The organism is Marinifilum sp. RC60d5 (assembly GCF_052400665.1).
Taxonomy (GTDB): Bacteria; Bacteroidota; Bacteroidia; order Bacteroidales; family Marinifilaceae; genus JBQTGK01.
This window is the reverse complement of the sequence record NZ_JBQTGK010000017.1, coordinates 19,597-36,905: the sequence shown is the minus strand read 5'-3', so window position 1 is coordinate 36,905 and position 17,309 is coordinate 19,597. Positions and strand designations below refer to the sequence as shown.

Annotated in this window: 14 protein-coding genes and 2 pseudogenes; 7 read left to right on the top strand and 9 right to left on the bottom strand. The window is 30.7% G+C overall.

The genetic code is table 11. The features are described from left to right. Window positions 1–11 precede the first annotated feature (11 nt). Both ACT3CE_RS18475 and ACT3CE_RS18470 read right to left on the bottom strand, forming a co-directional pair. The gene (locus ACT3CE_RS18475) at window positions 12–1,382 is read right to left on the bottom strand and encodes a TolC family protein (RefSeq protein WP_444711241.1); all 1,371 of its coding nucleotides are present in this window, start codon (window positions 1,380–1,382) and stop codon (window positions 12–14) included. Between the two features lie 10 nt (window positions 1,383–1,392). Next, a complete protein-coding gene (locus ACT3CE_RS18470; protein WP_444711240.1) occupies window positions 1,393–1,659 on the bottom strand; it encodes a hypothetical protein in 267 nt (88 codons plus the stop codon). Window positions 1,660–2,241: 582 nt separating this feature from the next. On the opposite strand from ACT3CE_RS18470, the gene ACT3CE_RS18465 reads away from it, so the two are divergent. Next, window positions 2,242–3,147, top strand: a complete 906-nt coding sequence (locus ACT3CE_RS18465) for a hypothetical protein (RefSeq protein WP_444711239.1) — start codon at window positions 2,242–2,244, stop codon at window positions 3,145–3,147. 29 nt (window positions 3,148–3,176) lie between these two features. Here the strand turns inward: ACT3CE_RS18465 and ACT3CE_RS18460 are convergent, their stop codons facing one another. Further along, window positions 3,177–4,832: an AMP-binding protein gene (locus ACT3CE_RS18460; RefSeq protein WP_444711238.1), complete on the bottom strand. Its 1,656-nt coding sequence runs from the start codon at window positions 4,830–4,832 to the stop codon at window positions 3,177–3,179. A gap of 418 nt (window positions 4,833–5,250) precedes the next feature. On the opposite strand from ACT3CE_RS18460, the gene asnS reads away from it, so the two are divergent. Both asnS and ACT3CE_RS18450 read left to right on the top strand, forming a co-directional pair. Beyond that, the gene (gene asnS, locus ACT3CE_RS18455) at window positions 5,251–6,696 is read left to right on the top strand and encodes an asparagine--tRNA ligase (protein WP_444711237.1); all 1,446 of its coding nucleotides are present in this window, start codon (window positions 5,251–5,253) and stop codon (window positions 6,694–6,696) included. A gap of 180 nt (window positions 6,697–6,876) precedes the next feature. After that, entirely contained in the window at window positions 6,877–7,596 is a 720-nt protein-coding gene (locus ACT3CE_RS18450) for a head GIN domain-containing protein (protein WP_444711236.1), read from the top strand. Window positions 7,597–7,617: 21 nt separating this feature from the next. Here ACT3CE_RS18450 and ACT3CE_RS18445 read toward each other — a convergent pair whose 3' ends face one another. Then, window positions 7,618–11,778: a phosphodiester glycosidase family protein gene (locus ACT3CE_RS18445; RefSeq protein ID WP_444711235.1), complete on the bottom strand. Its 4,161-nt coding sequence runs from the start codon at window positions 11,776–11,778 to the stop codon at window positions 7,618–7,620. 150 nt (window positions 11,779–11,928) lie between these two features. Between ACT3CE_RS18445 and ACT3CE_RS18440 the strand changes: the two genes are divergently transcribed. Continuing rightward, window positions 11,929–12,357 (top strand): VanZ family protein, encoded by a 429-nt coding sequence (locus tag ACT3CE_RS18440; RefSeq protein ID WP_444711234.1) that lies wholly within the window; start codon window positions 11,929–11,931, stop codon window positions 12,355–12,357. Here ACT3CE_RS18440 and ACT3CE_RS18435 read toward each other — a convergent pair. Both ACT3CE_RS18435 and rpiB read right to left on the bottom strand, forming a co-directional pair. Then, window positions 12,352–12,795 (bottom strand): RrF2 family transcriptional regulator, encoded by a 444-nt coding sequence (locus tag ACT3CE_RS18435; RefSeq protein ID WP_444711233.1) that lies wholly within the window; start codon window positions 12,793–12,795, stop codon window positions 12,352–12,354. The genes ACT3CE_RS18440 and ACT3CE_RS18435 overlap by 6 nt on opposite strands. A gap of 132 nt (window positions 12,796–12,927) precedes the next feature. Then, window positions 12,928–13,368: a ribose 5-phosphate isomerase B gene (rpiB, locus tag ACT3CE_RS18430; protein WP_444711232.1), complete on the bottom strand. Its 441-nt coding sequence runs from the start codon at window positions 13,366–13,368 to the stop codon at window positions 12,928–12,930. Between the two features lie 746 nt (window positions 13,369–14,114). Between rpiB and ACT3CE_RS18425 the strand changes: the two genes are divergently transcribed. The 3 genes from ACT3CE_RS18425 (at window position 14,115) to ACT3CE_RS18415 (ending at window position 15,965) form a co-directional block, all read left to right on the top strand. Then, window positions 14,115–14,498: a response regulator gene (locus ACT3CE_RS18425; RefSeq protein ID WP_444711231.1), complete on the top strand. Its 384-nt coding sequence runs from the start codon at window positions 14,115–14,117 to the stop codon at window positions 14,496–14,498. A 109-nt stretch (window positions 14,499–14,607) separates the two neighbouring features. Further along, window positions 14,608–15,630, top strand: a complete 1,023-nt coding sequence (gene ruvB / locus ACT3CE_RS18420; RefSeq protein WP_444711230.1) for a Holliday junction branch migration DNA helicase RuvB — start codon at window positions 14,608–14,610, stop codon at window positions 15,628–15,630. A gap of 5 nt (window positions 15,631–15,635) precedes the next feature. Further along, the gene (locus tag ACT3CE_RS18415; protein WP_444711229.1) at window positions 15,636–15,965 is read left to right on the top strand and encodes a hypothetical protein; all 330 of its coding nucleotides are present in this window, start codon (window positions 15,636–15,638) and stop codon (window positions 15,963–15,965) included. Between the two features lie 49 nt (window positions 15,966–16,014). Here ACT3CE_RS18415 and ACT3CE_RS18410 read toward each other — a convergent pair whose 3' ends face one another. From ACT3CE_RS18410 to ACT3CE_RS18400, 3 genes and pseudogenes are all read right to left on the bottom strand, one after another. After that, the gene (locus ACT3CE_RS18410) at window positions 16,015–16,872 is read right to left on the bottom strand and encodes a sensor histidine kinase (protein WP_444711228.1); all 858 of its coding nucleotides are present in this window, start codon (window positions 16,870–16,872) and stop codon (window positions 16,015–16,017) included. 110 nt (window positions 16,873–16,982) lie between these two features. Next, window positions 16,983–17,081, bottom strand: a pseudogene (locus tag ACT3CE_RS18405) (ComC/BlpC family leader-containing pheromone/bacteriocin); the annotation flags it as partial. Window positions 17,082–17,150: 69 nt separating this feature from the next. After that, a pseudogene (locus ACT3CE_RS18400) lies at window positions 17,151–17,249 on the bottom strand (ComC/BlpC family leader-containing pheromone/bacteriocin); the annotation flags it as partial. Window positions 17,250–17,309: the final 60 nt, after the last annotated feature.

Here is a 17,309-nt window from a genome sequence, read left to right as displayed (position 1 = left end):
GATTTAATCAATTATAGTTTACTCAATGCTTTATCGAAAGCAATTTTAGAATTCAACAACATAAGTGTTGAGTTTATATATGCTGCATGAGCATCGATATATTGTTTTTCGTTTTCGGATAATTCTGTGCTGGTAGAAATTCCTTCGTTAAATTTAATTCGTGTTCTATCGTATATTCTCTTCGCAATTTTAGAACCCTCGCTATCATTTTCATATTTTTCCTGAGCATTTAACAAGTTCGAAAACGAAATACTTAAATCTTTTTTAAGATTTTGCTCGGTCATTAAAAGATTATTCTCGAGATTTAAATATTCAATTTTTTGTTGCTTTACGCGAGATCTTCTTTTGCCAGCCGAAAAAATTGGCATACTAACTTTAAATCCTAATATGGATGAGTTAAACCAGGGAACTTCCGATTTTAATACATTAGAATAATCGGTACTGGTATTTTTATTGTATGTATAAAATGCCGAGATATTTGGCAAGTAGGCTGCTTGTTCATTTTTTATTAATAAATCCTGAGCCTTTAACTGCGTACTCATAATTTTATAATCGATATGATTCGAAACATCATAAGTCGAAATTGCAGGGATTACCGACCTAATGGGATCAACTAAACTTGCTAAAGTATTTGTCAATTCAATTTGCTTGTCAACATCAATTCCCATTGTAAATTTCAGAACAATTAGCGCGGTGCGAATAGCTCTTTTAGCATCCGATAAATTGGTTTTCGCATTGTTACGATTCAAACGAATCTGATCAACATCCAACTCTTCTCGAAAACCATTTTCATAGTATGCTTCTATTTCTTTTAATAGCTTCTCGTTAATCTCAAGATTATCCTTTATTGTTTTATAATTCTCTTTGGCAACCAATACGGTATAATATGCTTGTGCAACTGCATCTTTAATCTCTATTTCGGATTTTTCTTTCTGATCTTTAGAAAGCTGTAAATACACTTTGGCCGCCATTGTACCCACGATATAAGAACCATCAAATATTTTCTGATTTACAGTAATTCCTGCCGAACCGGAATATTGCTGAGCAAAGGATACAAACATAGGTTCATCGGAAGTAGGTTCGCCACTCATTGCTCTAATAACATTAGCAAACTCGACAGGCAATGGAGACTTACTTAATTTTAAATTATTTGTATAATCAGCCGAAAAATCAATTTGAGGTAAACCATCGGCAATGGTTTCCCAAACTTTCTTCCTGGCAACTTGCAAATCATAATCGGTACCTTTAACCGAATATGAGTTTTTTAAAGCAAAATCCTGTGCTTCGCTTAGGCTAAAATATTCTTTGACCTCAGTTTGTGCTTGCGTTTGGTAACTGAGACCAAAAAAAATAACCAATATTAATAATAGGATATTTTTCATTAGTTATAATCTATATTAGTTTAGTTTTAAAGTATTCTATTCCTTTTGATGTGCATACTCCATATAAATGGTAGATTCCTAATTCTTTATGGTAATTGAAATTTAAAATATCTTCCTTTTGAAAAATATAATCATCAACCAAAGTCATACTCAAATACAAACGAGCCATTGTTTTACTTATAAATTCTATATTTAATTCCTTTCGATAAAGTCCTTCCTTTATTCCTTGCTGTAAATTACCACTTAATTCATTCTTAAACCTACTGATATTCTTCAAATTAAACTTACTCCAAAGTAATGGGTAGTACTTTTTTAAATCGTATTGCAGCTTATGCTCTTTGTTATTAATTTGTTTTGTAATAAACCTATAAAACTCAACATACTGATCTATAGCATTTAGTTTAGATATTTTTTTAGAATTAAATGAGAAAATAGGATTTTCAAATTGCCAATCTAAAGCTTGTTCTACCAGATCCGATTTGTTTTTAAAAAAACGATAAATTGTTTTTTTGATATCCTCATTTTATTGGCAATATCATCCATTGTAACATTTCTAATTCCATTTTTAGAAAATAAATGCCACGATTTAGTAACAATATATTCCTTTAAATCACTCATATTACAAATATAAGGAAGTAAAAACTTCGGAAACTATAAAGAATTTAAAAGTTTCCGGATTTAATAATTTCTTAGTAAACAATTGTATTTAACTTTTAGTCTATTTAAATATAAAAATAGAGAGCTAGGAAGTAAAAAAAGATAATTTTTAGGTAAGCAATCACATTTTATCGGTAAGTAGCATAAATTTGATTATTAAATATTAATTATAATTAGATATATTTGATATAAAATATTAAATATGAGAATTATAAATATTTTACTTTTATGTATCTGTACCTTAACAGTAAGTGCTCAGTATAATGGTAAAATTAATATACATGCGAACCAGTATTCTGATTATGCAAATAAAATTCAACCGGGCACTCCAAGAATTGATTACTATAATACCTGGACAGAAAGAGGTGCTAAAGTTGTTCCTATGTACGAAATCTACTTAAGTGCATTAGCAATTAGCCGCTATGGTAACTATCCAAAAACAGAAATTAATTCACATTTATTATTATTTCCCTTTGCTCCAAATTTAGGTTTCAAGCACCAATGGATAGGAAAAAAAACTATCCTTTCGAGCCAGCATACATTTTATTATCCAACACCAGGTTTAAAATGGATGCGGAAAAGTTCTTTTCAGAATCAGCTACCAAAATCAGCCAAAATTCCACATATTTTTACTTTTAGAAACGAAATAATTGTAAGTCGTATTTTAAATCCTGAAGCGCCCGATTGCATTATCCGAATTCCAGATTTAATTCTTAGTGCAAGGTTTGGAATTGATTTTTCCTTAAAAACCGGAGATCAGGAAATGCCTGTTCTTGATTATTACTTTTTATATCAGCGTACAGCAAGTTTTTATTCTGGCAATAAACTCTATTTTACGGGATTAGAACTAGCTGGTAATATGTATAAAAATTTTAATTTCTCCATAAATGCAGATTACTATAATATTAATTTTAATGGAGAATGGGCTGTGGAAAATCAAGCTAAAATTCACTGGCACAAAAACAGTAGGTTTTCGCTTTCGGCAGGCTATAAATTATCTTATTTAGATAGTAATTACGGAACACAATTCGTGATAACACCGCTTATTGATTTTGTATATAAATTTCATCACAGAACAAGATTACAATCGGGTTTATTCAAAAATTAAGCCGATCAAAACTGATCGGCTTATATTGATTAGTGGTACAAATTTGTGTACAAATATCTTTTAATATTTCGTTTGGGTGTTTTCTTAAACTCTTCGGGAAAGAGAACTACTCTCGAAATTTTCATAAATGCAGGAAGCCCTTTATTAATAATTTGCTTGTCTTTATTTATTGCATGTTCAATTTCTTCTTTATCTAAACCTTCGGCATCACATGCCTCATAATCGGGATAAATTAATGCAATTAGTTTATGATCTTTATCGTCGGTAACGATCGATTCCTGTATAAAAGGCATATTATTTAGGCTTGCCTCAATTTCTTCGGGATAAATATTTTGTCCCGATGGACCCAAAAGCATATTTTTACTTCTTCCTTTAATATAAATTGTATTGTCTTTATCTATCACACCTAAATCTCCTGTTCCCAGCCAACCGTCTTTACTTAAGCACTCAGCTGTTGCTTCAGAATTTTTATAATAACCTTTCATTACGTTATTACCTTTTACCTGAATTTCGCCTACTGTGTTATATGGATCATCCGAATTAATACGCACCTGCATGCGATCAACAACTTTTCCGCATGAGTGTGATCGAAACTCTTTATTGGAACTATAGCTAATTAGTGGACCACATTCTGTCATTCCATATCCTACTGTAAAAGGAAACTCTATTTTTTTCAAAAAATCTTCTACCTCTTTATTTAAAGCAGCTCCACCAATAATAACTTCTATAAAATTGCCACCAAAAGTATCAATTAATGTATTTCGAATTTTTTTATGGATTTTTCGTTCCAGTAAAGGAATTTTTAGCATTAATTTTACTCTACGACTTTCTAAAACAGGTAAAATTCTCTTTTTATAGATTTTCTCCATAATAAGAGGAACTACACAAATAAGGCGCGGTTTAACATCCATAAAAGCCTTCGTAATAATCTGAGGAGTAGGAACTCTCGATAAAAATACAACATGGCAACCACAGCAAAACTCGGTTAAAAATTCGAACATACACCCAAATACATGAGCCAGTGGCAAAAAGGATACAATCTTATCTTGTGCTTTTAAATCGATATAATCGAAACCAATTTTCACATTCGAATACAAAGATTTATAGGGCAGCATAACTCCTTTCGAGAAACCAGAAGTTCCTGATGTATAAGAAAGGACTGCAATATCATCTTCCTTAGGATCTGCAAACTTTAAATTATCGATATCTACCGGCTTTTCTTCTGCTATTTGCTTTGAAATTTTAAATGCTTTTTCAAATTTATCGCTGGCAGCACAAAGTATTTCTAAATTACCCAAAGAAATAATTCCTTTAAGCTTTTCTGCTTTCGAATCATCAATTTTATTAAAAAGATTTTCGGTGGCAAATAATATTTTCGACTCAGAATGATTTATTATGTGATGAATATCGCTGGAATTAAAATCGGGTAATATAGGTACTATCACCGCACCATAAGTAACAGCTCCCAGATACGTAACTCCCCAATTACTTAAATTTCGGCCTATAACTGCAATTTTATCTCCTTTTTTAATGCCAAGTTCTTTAAAGAAAATGTGCATCCAATGAATACGCTGAGCAACTTCGGCGTAAGTAATGGTATCTTTTTGATAATTACTAAAAGCCGAAAGATCACGATTTTTTTGTATCGATTCTTGTAATGCGTTTACTAACTTATTTTGAATCATTGATTTACTAGATTTATGCATGGGCTAAAGATAATAATCTTGTTAAAAAATCGTAAACTACGAATTATGATTCTTTAGACAAATACTCTTTAACTATTGTGAATCAATATCTTATTCTTACAAATTAAATCTTGAAAAAAATATTTAATAAGTCGTATTTGTAATACAATCACCCTTTATTCCTGATAACGATAAAGACTTTAAGCACTAATTTTTCAATTAATTAGCTTCTACTTAACTGTATTGCAGTCAATTTTTATATTTTTGTAATTCGATTTTGTATAAAGTGTTTTTTTGATACATAATCGTTCATATATAGAAATATTTAGAATGTGTTATTCTTATTTAAATATGGGAATAGCTAAGAGCTAACAGCTCGTTGCTGCTAGCTAAAACATCTCATTAAGTATTAGTTAAAATGGAACAGAAAAGAATTAAGATCAAAGAATTGTTGATTTCGAACGAGATTGGCAGTACAGTGAATGTGAAAGGGTGGGTAAGAACAAAGCGCGGTAATAAGCAAATTAATTTCGTGGCTTTAAATGATGGTTCTACTATTCAAAATCTTCAGATTGTTGTTGATGTTCTTAATTTTAATGAGGACTTACTTAAAAAAATTACAACCGGAGCAGCAATTTCTGTTGTTGGAGAAGTAATTGAATCGCAAGGTAGCGGACAATCGGTTGAGATTGCTGCAAAAAGTATTGAAGTGTTAGGTGTTGCTGATCCTGATAAGTATCCGCTACAGCCTAAAAAACACTCTTTAGAGTTCTTAAGAGAAAAGGCTCACCTGCGTTTTCGTACCAACACTTTTAGTGCTGTATTTCGTATCCGTCATGCAATGGCTTATGCTGTTCACGAATTCTTCAACAAAAAAGGATTCTTTTATATGCATACACCACTAATTACCGGATCGGATGCCGAAGGTGCTGGCGAAATGTTTAGAGTCTCAACACTTGATCCTAAAAATCCACCTTTAAACGAGGATGGAACAATTAACTATAAAGAAGATTTCTTCGGAAAAGAAACCAACCTAACCGTATCGGGACAGTTAGAAGGTGAATTGGGAGCTATGGCTTTGGGTGAAATTTACACTTTTGGTCCTACTTTCCGTGCCGAAAATTCGAATACAACTCGTCACTTGGCTGAGTTTTGGATGATAGAACCTGAAATGGCTTTTTATGATATTATTGATAATATGGATTTGGCCGAAGAATTTTTAAAGTATATGATTAAATATGCTTTAGATAACTGTATGGAAGATCTTCAATTCTTAAGCAAGCGTTTACAGGAAGAAGAAAAAGGCTTAAAAGCAGAAGATCGCCAAATGGAGCTAATCGAGAAATTGAGATTTGTATTGGAAAACGATTTTGTTCGCTTAACTTATACCGAAGCTATTGATATTCTTCGCAACTCTAAGCCAAATAAAAAGAAAAAATTTCAATATGTGATTGAAGGTTGGGGAGCTGATCTACAATCGGAGCACGAAAGATATTTGGTAGAGAAAAAATTCAAAAAACCAGTAATCCTTATTGATTATCCTAAGGATATCAAAGCATTTTATATGAAACAAAATGAGGATGGAAAAACAGTTGCCGCCATGGATATTTTATTCCCGGGAATTGGTGAAATTGTTGGAGGATCTCAACGTGAAGAAAGTTTAGAGAAACTGACTACTCGTATGAAAGAAATGAATGTTCCTGCAGAAGAAATGGATTGGTATTTAGATACTCGCCGTTTTGGATCTGCAACTCACGCTGGTTTTGGTTTAGGCTTTGAACGAATGATGTTATTTGTTACCGGAATGGGTAATATTCGCGACGTAATTCCTTTTCCAAGAACACCAAATAATGCTGAATTTTAAAGATGATATAAATTCTTAACTAAATATAAACCGTATTACTTCTGTGATACGGTTTTTTTGTCCCTATACCTCTCAATAAAAATATTATTTCCACCAATTATGCAACGATTCATTATATCATACGTCTTTTAAACAGATAACAATAAATAATCGAACAGAGTTTCATAAAATATAAACCGGATGAGAAGTTTAAAGAAAATGATATCGCCAATTTTAATTCTACTGTTTAGTTTTTTAATTGTAAATCCGCTTAAAGCAGATGGAATTAAAGGAAATGGAAACGTAAAATCTGAAAATCGTGAGATTAACAATTTCGAAAACATAAAAATTAATGGTGCATTTACTATTTATCTGTCGCAAGACGAAGATTACAGCTTAAAAATTGTTGCCGACGAAAACCTTCTGGAAATAATTAAAAGTAAAGTGAAAAATGATGTTTTATATATCAGTACCGAAAAATCGATTTATAAATCAAAAGAACTTAAACTTTACATCGGATTTAAACATTTAAGTGGAATAAAAGCCAATGGAGCAATTTCTCTTAAAAGCGATCAATCATTGCGTTTCGATAAATTAGATATTGAAATAAATGGAGCTTCATCTGCTAATTTAAACTTATCGGCCAATCGTTTATCGATAGATAACAGCGGCGCTTCTACCATAAAACTAGCTGGTAAAGCGCATGAAATGCAGATTGATATTTCGGGTGCCGGAAGTGTAAATGCTATTGATTTAATAGCAAATAAAGCCAATATTGACATAAGTGGTGTTGGAAGCGGAAAAGTACATGTAGAAGAAGAATTAAGAGTAAATATCTCGGGTATTGGATCGGTAAAATATAAGGGTGATCCTAAAGTTACCAGCGATATTTCCTTTCTCGGAAGCTTAAGGAAATACTAATATATTAATTTTGTAAACTATCTAGTCCTTTTTATAACCAATTACAGCATTAGAAACAGCACGAGGCTCGGGAGGTAAAGAGAAATTATTTTGCTCGTATTTTGAGTTATAAGGCGATATATTTAAGTTTTCTCCATTCACCACAAGAGTAGAACTTCCACCCGGATCGAACCCCATAGCTTTTTGAATATTGTATTTTTCCAATATTGCCGCCATATCAAAATGTGTGGCTCCTACCGATTCTCTTATTCTACCATTAATGGTTAAAACATATAAATCTCCATTATGATCTATTCCTAGCGCAATTTTAGGTCCTCTCATATCCGTATAATCTAAACGCGCCGCTTGTGTCTTTATTGAATTTTGCTTTTTCCAACCTTCAATTTCCATATTTAAACACTGTTTTCCTTCATCTAATAACATCGGACCAGCTTCCACAGCATGCAGTACGTTTTCTAATCCAATGATATCAATTTTTAGCTTATCGCCTATTTTAGCAATACTATTTTGAAATACAGATATTGGAATACACAATGTTAAACCCACCGGAATCTGTCGAACCGATTCTTTTCCATGTATAATTTCTTTTAAGGTATTGCCTGCCAATCGATAAATAATACAATTTTTAGCTTGTATATCTTTCTTCTCATACATTAAATCGAAATAAGATAGTTCGCTAGAACTCCATTTGTTATAATTTTTAGAATCAAAAGTTAAAATAATATCTCCTATTCTTACTTTTATTCCTTTGTTGCAATTTACTCTTGAAATATCCAGTTTACCCGATTTATAAATGAGTAAAGCAGGCTTATTAAATAAGGGAGCGCTTAATGTTTCTCCATTGGATATTAGTAAACCTAAAGGAGAACCGATATACGATTCTGAAATTCCCAATTTACCTACCAGTTCGGGATTTAAAATATATCCTCCATTCCAGGCTATTTTCACTTTACAATTGTTATCAGCTTCAAAATCTTTTACAAAATGAATTACTGTTTTTGTTTTAAGTGCACTTAAAGTAGCAAATTTCCAACTTTCGGTATCTGTACTTATTTTTGCTTTAGCCAACACTCCATTCCATGGATTTTTGTCCTGATATACTCCACTAACATAAGAATATTCCACATCAGAATCTTCCTGTTTCAAATCAGAAAGTTTATCCAAAACCAATTGTAAAGGAGAACCATTTTTTTCTGCATCTTCACGTATTATTCTGTAAACCTCTTTTTCTCCATATTTATCACACAAAGTTTTAAACTGATTTGAATGTAAAAGGTCAGAGAAATTCTTTGGTGTTTGAATTGGCGTAGGATAAGCCAGACTTGTTCGAACTCCTGCAGGCACGAACTGTATGTATCCGGTATTTTTAGAAATACCCATAATATTTGCTTCTAAATCGGTACTTGCACGACCAATATGAAAACGATCGATATTAAGAATATCCGACATAAAAGCTGCATTTCTTCGATTAGAAATAAGATATCCATCGTGTTCCATTATAAATCGAAGAATTGAGATTGGCTTCTCTCCCATTTGAGGAATATGAATTCCGACAGTTAAAGAATTAATAGATACAATTTGCAATATTTTTTCCTCGTACAACAATTTTAGATCCTGATCGGAACCCGATTCTATAAAGTTCTGAATATCCTGTGCTCTTGTCCAATTTGTAAGCACTGTATCAGGAGCAAAAATATAAATATTAGCAATTTTATTATTCCTGATTAGTTCTTTAGAAATAGAATCGTGCATCTGAATATTCAATCGGTTTTTCACCGAATTTAATACAAAATATTCAAATTCGTACTTTACATATTTTCCAGGAAAATATGCCATTGGCAAATTTTGTTTTAACTTTTTGAATAAAAATTCTCTATCATCAATAGAAATAACAGAACTCGATGTGAGCTGAGAAAGAGCTAAATTTTTATCCAAAAAAAATCTTGAGGAACCATTTACTTTCCGCCCATTACTTGCAGGTAAATATTCAAGTTTCAACAGGTTAATCATTCCCGATAATTCCTGAATGGTATAATTATGAAAATAATAATTATTCTTATTTCTATGGCGATAGGTAAATGAATGATCGTGACGTATGTTTACCTCCCCATTTCTTATTACAAACAAATTATCAACAGAATTATAAAAATTATGAATCTCTTCTAAACTTAACTGTTCAAAATCGGGGTGATCGTTCACCTGTTTTTTAGCAAAATAAAAGGCAGCACCTCTTATTTCCTGTTCTTCCTTTCTAAAGCTACTTGGATCGATTAAGGATTTAAGATAAAGCATAAAAGCTAATCTTCCATAGCCTGGTAAGTAATGTCTGTTATCAGTATTTAATAAGGCTTTTACATCATTGTTAGTGAAATTTACTTTTTGCTGATATAGCTCATAAAATTCGCCTACCTTTTGTAGATTATTTTTATTTGATTTAAGCTGATAATGTAGTTTTTTAATGATTTTTTCGATCCCTGTATTTAAAGAAGTAATACTATATCGATTCTCTATTACCTTTTTATTATGATTCACACTTCGGTAATGAATATGTGGAAAAAATACTTTATCAATAATCTCATTAACATGAGAATTTAGTATAGTTCTTCCTTTAAATTCTATAACCTGAAGCCTGTCTTCTTCAGGTAAATGTTCACCTATAACTTCGGCATATACATTTTCGGGTTGATATCTGCGACAAAAGATAGGTACTCCGGCGGCAGCCGCTTCCAATATGGGTAAACCTCTTCCTTCGGTTTTCGAAGGCAATAAAATAAGAGATGAAATACTGTACAACTCGGGTATGCCTATTGGATTTTTAAAATGATCTTTAAATCGTTTTTTATCGGTTTCACTAAATAAAAATCCTAAATACACTCTTTTTCTAAATTCTTTATCGATATCCTTAAGTAGTTTTTCAAAACGCTTTAACAGCTTTTGAAAATAGGGATATTGGCCTAAAGGAATAGGCCCAGTTATCAAAATGGTAAGCTTTAAATCATCCGATTCTCTAATTTTTTCTTTTAAACTATCAACTTCAAGCATCTTACGGATTAAATCAAATCCCAGCTCTATTCTTTTTCGAGAAATAACTCGAGTTGGCTGCAAAAAAATGATATTTTCTGACAGAAACTTATGCATTGCCTTCGTTTTGTAACCAATATAAATAGGCTCCGGATTCTTTTTATCAACCAATTTATATTGCAATACATCTTTAACCGAATAACTAATTAATGTCTTTTTATGATAACGACTCAGCATTTTTTCCATCTGATACATCGCCTGAATTCTCTTTCTTTTGTTAATATCTGAATATTTAGAAGTATCAACAGCAGTGCCTATTTCTGTTACATTAGCAGGATTATGCCCTTTGTAATGAACCAGATATTCACTTTGTTTTTTATTGATATTAACATTTATCCAGGATCGGGATTCCCAGGGATACAAAACCTCCAATTGAGAAAAAAATTCGCCCAAATGAGAATTTAAAAAAAAGAAGTCTCTAGGTCCTTTTTTCAATCCATAAACCTGTTTATTTATTTCAGAATTGCCTCCTTCCCAATAAAAATCATGATTATTATTAATAACCGGAATTCCCATATATTCGGATACCAAGACACATGCTAAGGCACTCGAAACATTACCAGGATTAGAGCAAACATTTATGAGATATAACAATCCAATATTATTATCCTCGATATATTTAGCTAGTTTTTCACATATTGTTAGACTTTCATTCCAGAACTTAGAGATCAGCTCATTATATTCTACACTACCTCTTTTCAATTTGGTAAAAAAGAAATCTTTGTACAAACTCCAATCATCAAAACCTTGCATTTCTTCTATCGTAAAGGTCTTAGTATCAGCATCAATAATTTTCATCGATTCCGGATAAAATTTACCACTTATGTAGTGTATAGGTAATTGAGAACCTAAGTTATGACGAAATATTTTGGCATATTTTTCAACTTCTATACTTACCCCATCAATAGAAAAATAAAAGCTTATAAAAGCCATTCCTTTCTTACCAATATCCTTTTTAAATTCGAAATATGATTTATTAAATTCGACAACAGGAATGGGTTTATTTTCTTTAAAACGATCAATAAAAAGACCTAAATCAAACCAGGTATTTATTTTTTCTTCTCTTAATAATTTCATTACTCCTGCTGCAGTATTTTTCATAAATTAAAATAATAGTTAACAAAATTTTAAACATTATTTAAGTTACAAAAATCTAATAAGCTAGTCAATAAAGATTAGGTAAAACCATATCTAAAAATATACTTGATAAGTTGGATTAGCTTATTAACTTTGCTGCAAACAACTATAAAAATGAAATTTAAACCATTTTGGAGAAATATTATATGGGCAATAATTATATTTATTTTATGCTCAGTTCCTGGAGATGATTTACCGAAAACTTCAGCTTTTGAAATTCCTTATTTCGATAAAATAGTCCACTTTGGAATGTTTTTCGTTATGGGTCTTTTTCTACTGGCCGAATTACGTTTTCAGACCAGATTAAAGAGAAAAAGCAGAATTATAGTTTCTCTTTTGGTAATTGCTTTTTATGGTGCAATTATTGAATATCTTCAACAAAACTTTTTTATAAATAGAAGTGGCGATTATGCCGATTTAGCTGCCGATATTATTGGTGGAATTACAGCTATATTTATGTATCCCTGGTTAAAAATAAAAAAAGACCTGCTATTAAATAGCAAGCCTTTCAATAAAATATCATTTTTAAAAAAAATATTATAAACTAATGAATTCATTAGTATCATCCATTTCGGTAATTAACTGTCCAATAGTTTTGCCCTTAAACAAATCATAAATTTGTTTTCTGATACTACTAAATTGATTGTGCACAGGACAAGGCGGTTGGTTATTTGTTCCTGTTTTACATGGACGTATACCAATTAAACAGTTATCGAACATGTCCAAACCATCAACAATCTCAACTATATTCATTAATGTAATTTCAGATGGATCCTTACCCATTCCGAAACCACCATGTGGTCCTTTTGTTGAAGTAAGTAATTTTTGCCTAGCTAAACTTTGTAATATCTTACCAAGAAAAGGAGTAGGAATTTCTAACTCTTCTGATATTTTTTTAATTCCAATCTTCTTCCCTTCTTTAGCATTTATAGATAAATAAATAACCGAGCGAATTGCATATTTACACGTATTTGATAGCATTTTATCCTTTTAATTAAACTCTCTTATTACTCTAACAATCAGCACAAATATAATAATTCTTACTACCAATAAAGCATCTTTAATTCTTTTATTCCTTATTTATTATGATTCTGTTTATGCTTGCTAAGCCTATTATTTTAAAGGAATTTTATCAATTCTATTTTGATGCCTGCCCCCCTCAAACGCAGTAGTAAGAAATACCTTAGCAATCTCTTCTACAAGTTCATAAGAAATAAAACGTGCCGGAATACCACATACATTTGCATTATTATGCAATCGAGCTAATTCGGCAATTTCTGTAGTCCAACATAAGGCCGCTCTAATTTTTTGATGTTTATTGGCAGTCATTGTAATACCATTACCACTTCCGCAAAGTGTAAAACCAAAGTCAAATTCATTGGCTGATACTGCAGCAGCTAAAGGATGAGCTGTATCCGGATAATCCATACTTTCTTCAGAATTTGTTCCAAAATCTTTGACCTCATATCCCTGAGCAGATAAAAAATCAACCAATTTATTTTTAAAATTAAAGCCTGCGTGATCGCAAGCAATTGCAACTTTTATTTTTTTCATAGTAAGTATTTTTCGAAACTATTACTTATTTATTAATGCGGTTCTTCTATTAATTTATCTCACAAAATTAAGTAATTTTAATTAGCAGCCTGATAAAAAATGCATTTTCACACTTAAAATTAACTTTATCAACTAAGTACTACTTTTCGGCAAAAACACACCTTTCTTAACTACTACTAATCAACCAATTAAGACACTTAAAATAGCTTATTAACATTTTTGTTCACATTCAGTTAACATACTGTTAATTTTTCCTTATTAAATATTCTAATCTTTTATTTGGAGGATACAAAATTGTCTTTGTATAGAAAAAAAATGATCCCATACCAAGTTTATTTTTCACCGTCTTATTGTATTCTCTCAACCAGTTATTAACACACTGTTAATATAAAACAACGGTATTTTTATAACAAGATACAGTTATCAACAGTTTGTTGATAAGATGTAAAATACACTGATTTACAATACGCCTAAATTAACAATACCTGTTAGTATCCTGTTACTAGATCTATTTTAAAAAGAATTACAAAGAAAAATCAAAACTCTTACCAACAGTATTAACAGGATATATTTATTATATTATTTTTTAGAAATTTAAAAAAAGGAAATAATAATAATAAAGGTGTTGATAACAGACATTACATCCTTACAACAATTTTTTAGACATTCACGTAATAGTTAAAATTGTTTACTTAAATTAAGATGATTTTGTTATCTTGCCTCCTATTAAAATCCATACTAAAAGAATGAACTGGGAAAGTAAAAATTATTCTATTTTATTGGTTGAAGACAATAAATTAAATCAAACGGTTGTCAAGTTTACTTTAAAACGATATGGCTATACAATTGATGTTGCCAATAATGGAATTGAAGCGGTTGATAAATGCAAGGAGGCAACTTATGATTTTATTCTAATGGATATTATGATGCCAGAAATGGATGGTATTGAAGCTACTAAAAATATTAGAATTTTAGAAAACGGTGAACAATACACTCCAATAATTGCTCTCACAGCCGATATAATGGTCGCTAACGAAGAAAAATGTATTGAGAGTGGTATGGATGCACATTTGTCTAAACCATTCGAATTAGAGCAATTCTTTAAGATTCTTGAAAAATTAAATTTATAAATTATTATTACAGATTTTTTTAATAAGATGCCGGTATTAAAACATATCGGCTTATTTATTTTATGTAACTTTTACAGTTAAATAGTAAATTCAATTTTAATTTTGCCGAATGGAAGATAATTTGGACATAAGAAATCAGAATGTTCCTGATAAGGAAAAAGAATTCGATAATGAATTAAGACCATTACAGTTTTCTGATTTTCGCGGTCAAAAAAAAATAGTTGAGAATCTGAGCATTTTTGTAAAAGCTGCAAAAATGAGAGAGGAAGCTTTAGATCATGTTTTACTTCACGGACCTCCCGGACTCGGAAAAACAACCTTATCTAATATTTTAGCTAATGAGTTAGGAGTGGGTTTAAAAATTACCTCAGGACCCGTCCTGGATAAACCTGGAGATTTAGCAGGACTCTTAACAAATCTGGAAGAGAATGATGTGTTGTTTATTGATGAAATACATCGTTTAAATCCGATTGTAGAAGAGTATTTGTATTCTGCTATGGAAGACTTCAAAATAGATATAATGATTGATAAAGGGCCTGCAGCACGTTCCATTCAACTTGAGTTAAATCCATTTACCCTAATTGGTGCTACTACTAGGTCAGGTCTTTTAACTTCGCCTCTTCGTGCGCGTTTTGGAATTAATTGTCATCTCGAATATTATGATTTACCAGTATTGACAAAAATTGTACAAAGAAGTGCCGGAATTTTAAATGTTGACATTACTCATGAAGCTGCCGGAGAAATTGCATCGAGAAGTAGGGGAACACCTCGAATTGTTAATGCACTTTTACGACGAGTAAGAGATTTTGCTCAGGTAAAAGGAAATGGTGCAATTGATCTCAATATTACTAAATTTTCTTTAGAAGCACTAAATATCGATAAGCATGGATTAGATGAAATGGACAATCGAATTTTAACGACTGTAATCGATAAATTTAATGGAGGACCTGTTGGTATTTCGACAATAGCTACTGCTGTGGGAGAAGATAGTGGTACAATTGAAGAAGTTTACGAACCATTTTTAATTAAAGAGGGATTTATAAAACGGACACCTCGTGGTCGTGAAGTAACACCTTTGGCTTATTCACATTTGGGAAAAAGTAATTTTAACGATCCTGAACTTTTATTTTAAATTAGATGACAAGAATACTTTCTATTTTATATACTCTTGCAACAGTTTTAATAATTGTTGGAGCATTATTTATTTTACAGTTGGAAACTTATGGTGTAGTGCTATTAACTTGCGGATTGGGACTAAATATTATTTACAGAATTCTTAACTTAAATTGGAAGAAAGTACAGGAATTTGAATTAAGTTCTTTACTTAAGTTATTTGGAATTATTATTATGGGAATAGCTTGTACTTTGATATTTTCTAAATCGGATCAGAGATTTAATATTTTAATATTATCAATTGTACTTGACCTAGTATTGAACTATAAAGAAATATCTTTTCGCTCGAAATAATTACAAAGATTTTCTAGAAACGTAATTATGGAAATATAATTGAACCATTTTAAATGGCAATATTGTTTTTGGATAGGCAATAAATTTCAGTAGAATTTTCTTTTAAGATGGCCTCAATTTTTTCTTTTATAACAATATTAGATTCTGAAATTTTTAATGGGATTGTAAAATAGAAAATAGATCCATTACCAATTTTAGAATCTATATGTATCTTACCATTTAATGTATTTATTAATCCTTTGCATAAACTTAAACCTAAACCAGCCCCTGAATGTACTCTGGTATAAGAATTATCGATTTGAGTAAATTTTTTAAATATTTTTTCTGATTCTTCTTCTGCAATTCCAGGTCCAGTATCTTTTACATAAAATATAATATTATCGCTATCTAGAATTGCGCACCCAAAATCAATTTCTCCCTTATCTGTAAATTTTACTGCATTATCCAGCAAATAAGATAAGATTTTTAATAGTTTATCGTGATCGCTAAAAATTTTAATTTCCTGTAGATCCTGATAATAGTTAAGGATTATATTTTTTTTAGAATCATAAATCTTTTGGCTAAATAAAATGTGTAATTTCTCAAATAGAGTACGAATTTCAATTTCAGATTCCATTAATTTAACTGCGCCACTTTCTAGTTGAGATAACTCGAGAATTCTATTAAATAAATCCAATAGCTCTTTACTGCTTGAACTTAATATTTTAGTAAACTCATTGCGTTCTTCTTTCGAAAGAGAGTCGTCTTTTAACAATTCAGATGCACCTACAACGGCATTCATAGGAGTACGAATTTCGTGTGACATATTAGAGAGAAACGAATTTTTAAGCTGTTCTGCTTGTTCTAATTGTATTTTTGCTTCTTCTAATTGTTCTTGCAATTCCTTGTAAGTTGGATTTTTCTCCATGCAAATGAATTTATCTTTAGTATAAAGATTATTGGTTTGTATTTACATGCTAATACAAGACCATTGATCTTAGAGTGATTATCATCCGAAAATTTAATGATAGAATTTTTTTAAACTAGAATGTCATCAAGAACTACTTTATCCTGCATACCACCTTTAGTATTTTTTAAATCTTCTGTGCTAAGTGTTTCAAAATTATTCATTGTTGTATTTTTATTTTGTTAGTATTTTGAATTATCTGTATAGAAAATAATGGATTGTTTTTTTGAGAAGATGATCTAAACTAGAATGTCATCAAGAACTACTTTATCCTGCATACCACCTTTAGTATTTTTTAAATCTTCTGTGCTAAGTGTTTCAAAATTATTCATTGTTGTATTTTTATTTTGTTAGTATTTTGAATTATCTGTATAGAAAATAATGGATTGTTTTTTTGA

Coding starts and splice junctions, on each gene's coding strand:
- ACT3CE_RS18475 (WP_444711241.1), bottom strand. CDS start 1,382: ATGAAAAATATCCTATTATTAATATTGGTTATTTTTTTTGGTCTCAGT.
- ACT3CE_RS18465 (WP_444711239.1), top strand. CDS start 2,242: ATGAGAATTATAAATATTTTACTTTTATGTATCTGTACCTTAACAGTA.
- ACT3CE_RS18460 (WP_444711238.1), bottom strand. CDS start 4,832: ATGATTCAAAATAAGTTAGTAAACGCATTACAAGAATCGATACAAAAA.
- asnS (WP_444711237.1), top strand. CDS start 5,251: ATGGAACAGAAAAGAATTAAGATCAAAGAATTGTTGATTTCGAACGAG.
- ACT3CE_RS18450 (WP_444711236.1), top strand. CDS start 6,877: ATGAGAAGTTTAAAGAAAATGATATCGCCAATTTTAATTCTACTGTTT.
- ACT3CE_RS18445 (WP_444711235.1), bottom strand. CDS start 11,778: ATGAAAAATACTGCAGCAGGAGTAATGAAATTATTAAGAGAAGAAAAA.
- ACT3CE_RS18440 (WP_444711234.1), top strand. CDS start 11,929: ATGAAATTTAAACCATTTTGGAGAAATATTATATGGGCAATAATTATA.
- ACT3CE_RS18435 (WP_444711233.1), bottom strand. CDS start 12,795: ATGCTATCAAATACGTGTAAATATGCAATTCGCTCGGTTATTTATTTA.
- rpiB (WP_444711232.1), bottom strand. CDS start 13,368: ATGAAAAAAATAAAAGTTGCAATTGCTTGCGATCACGCAGGCTTTAAT.
- ACT3CE_RS18425 (WP_444711231.1), top strand. CDS start 14,115: ATGAACTGGGAAAGTAAAAATTATTCTATTTTATTGGTTGAAGACAAT.
- ruvB (WP_444711230.1), top strand. CDS start 14,608: ATGGAAGATAATTTGGACATAAGAAATCAGAATGTTCCTGATAAGGAA.
- ACT3CE_RS18415 (WP_444711229.1), top strand. CDS start 15,636: ATGACAAGAATACTTTCTATTTTATATACTCTTGCAACAGTTTTAATA.
- ACT3CE_RS18410 (WP_444711228.1), bottom strand. CDS start 16,872: ATGGAGAAAAATCCAACTTACAAGGAATTGCAAGAACAATTAGAAGAA.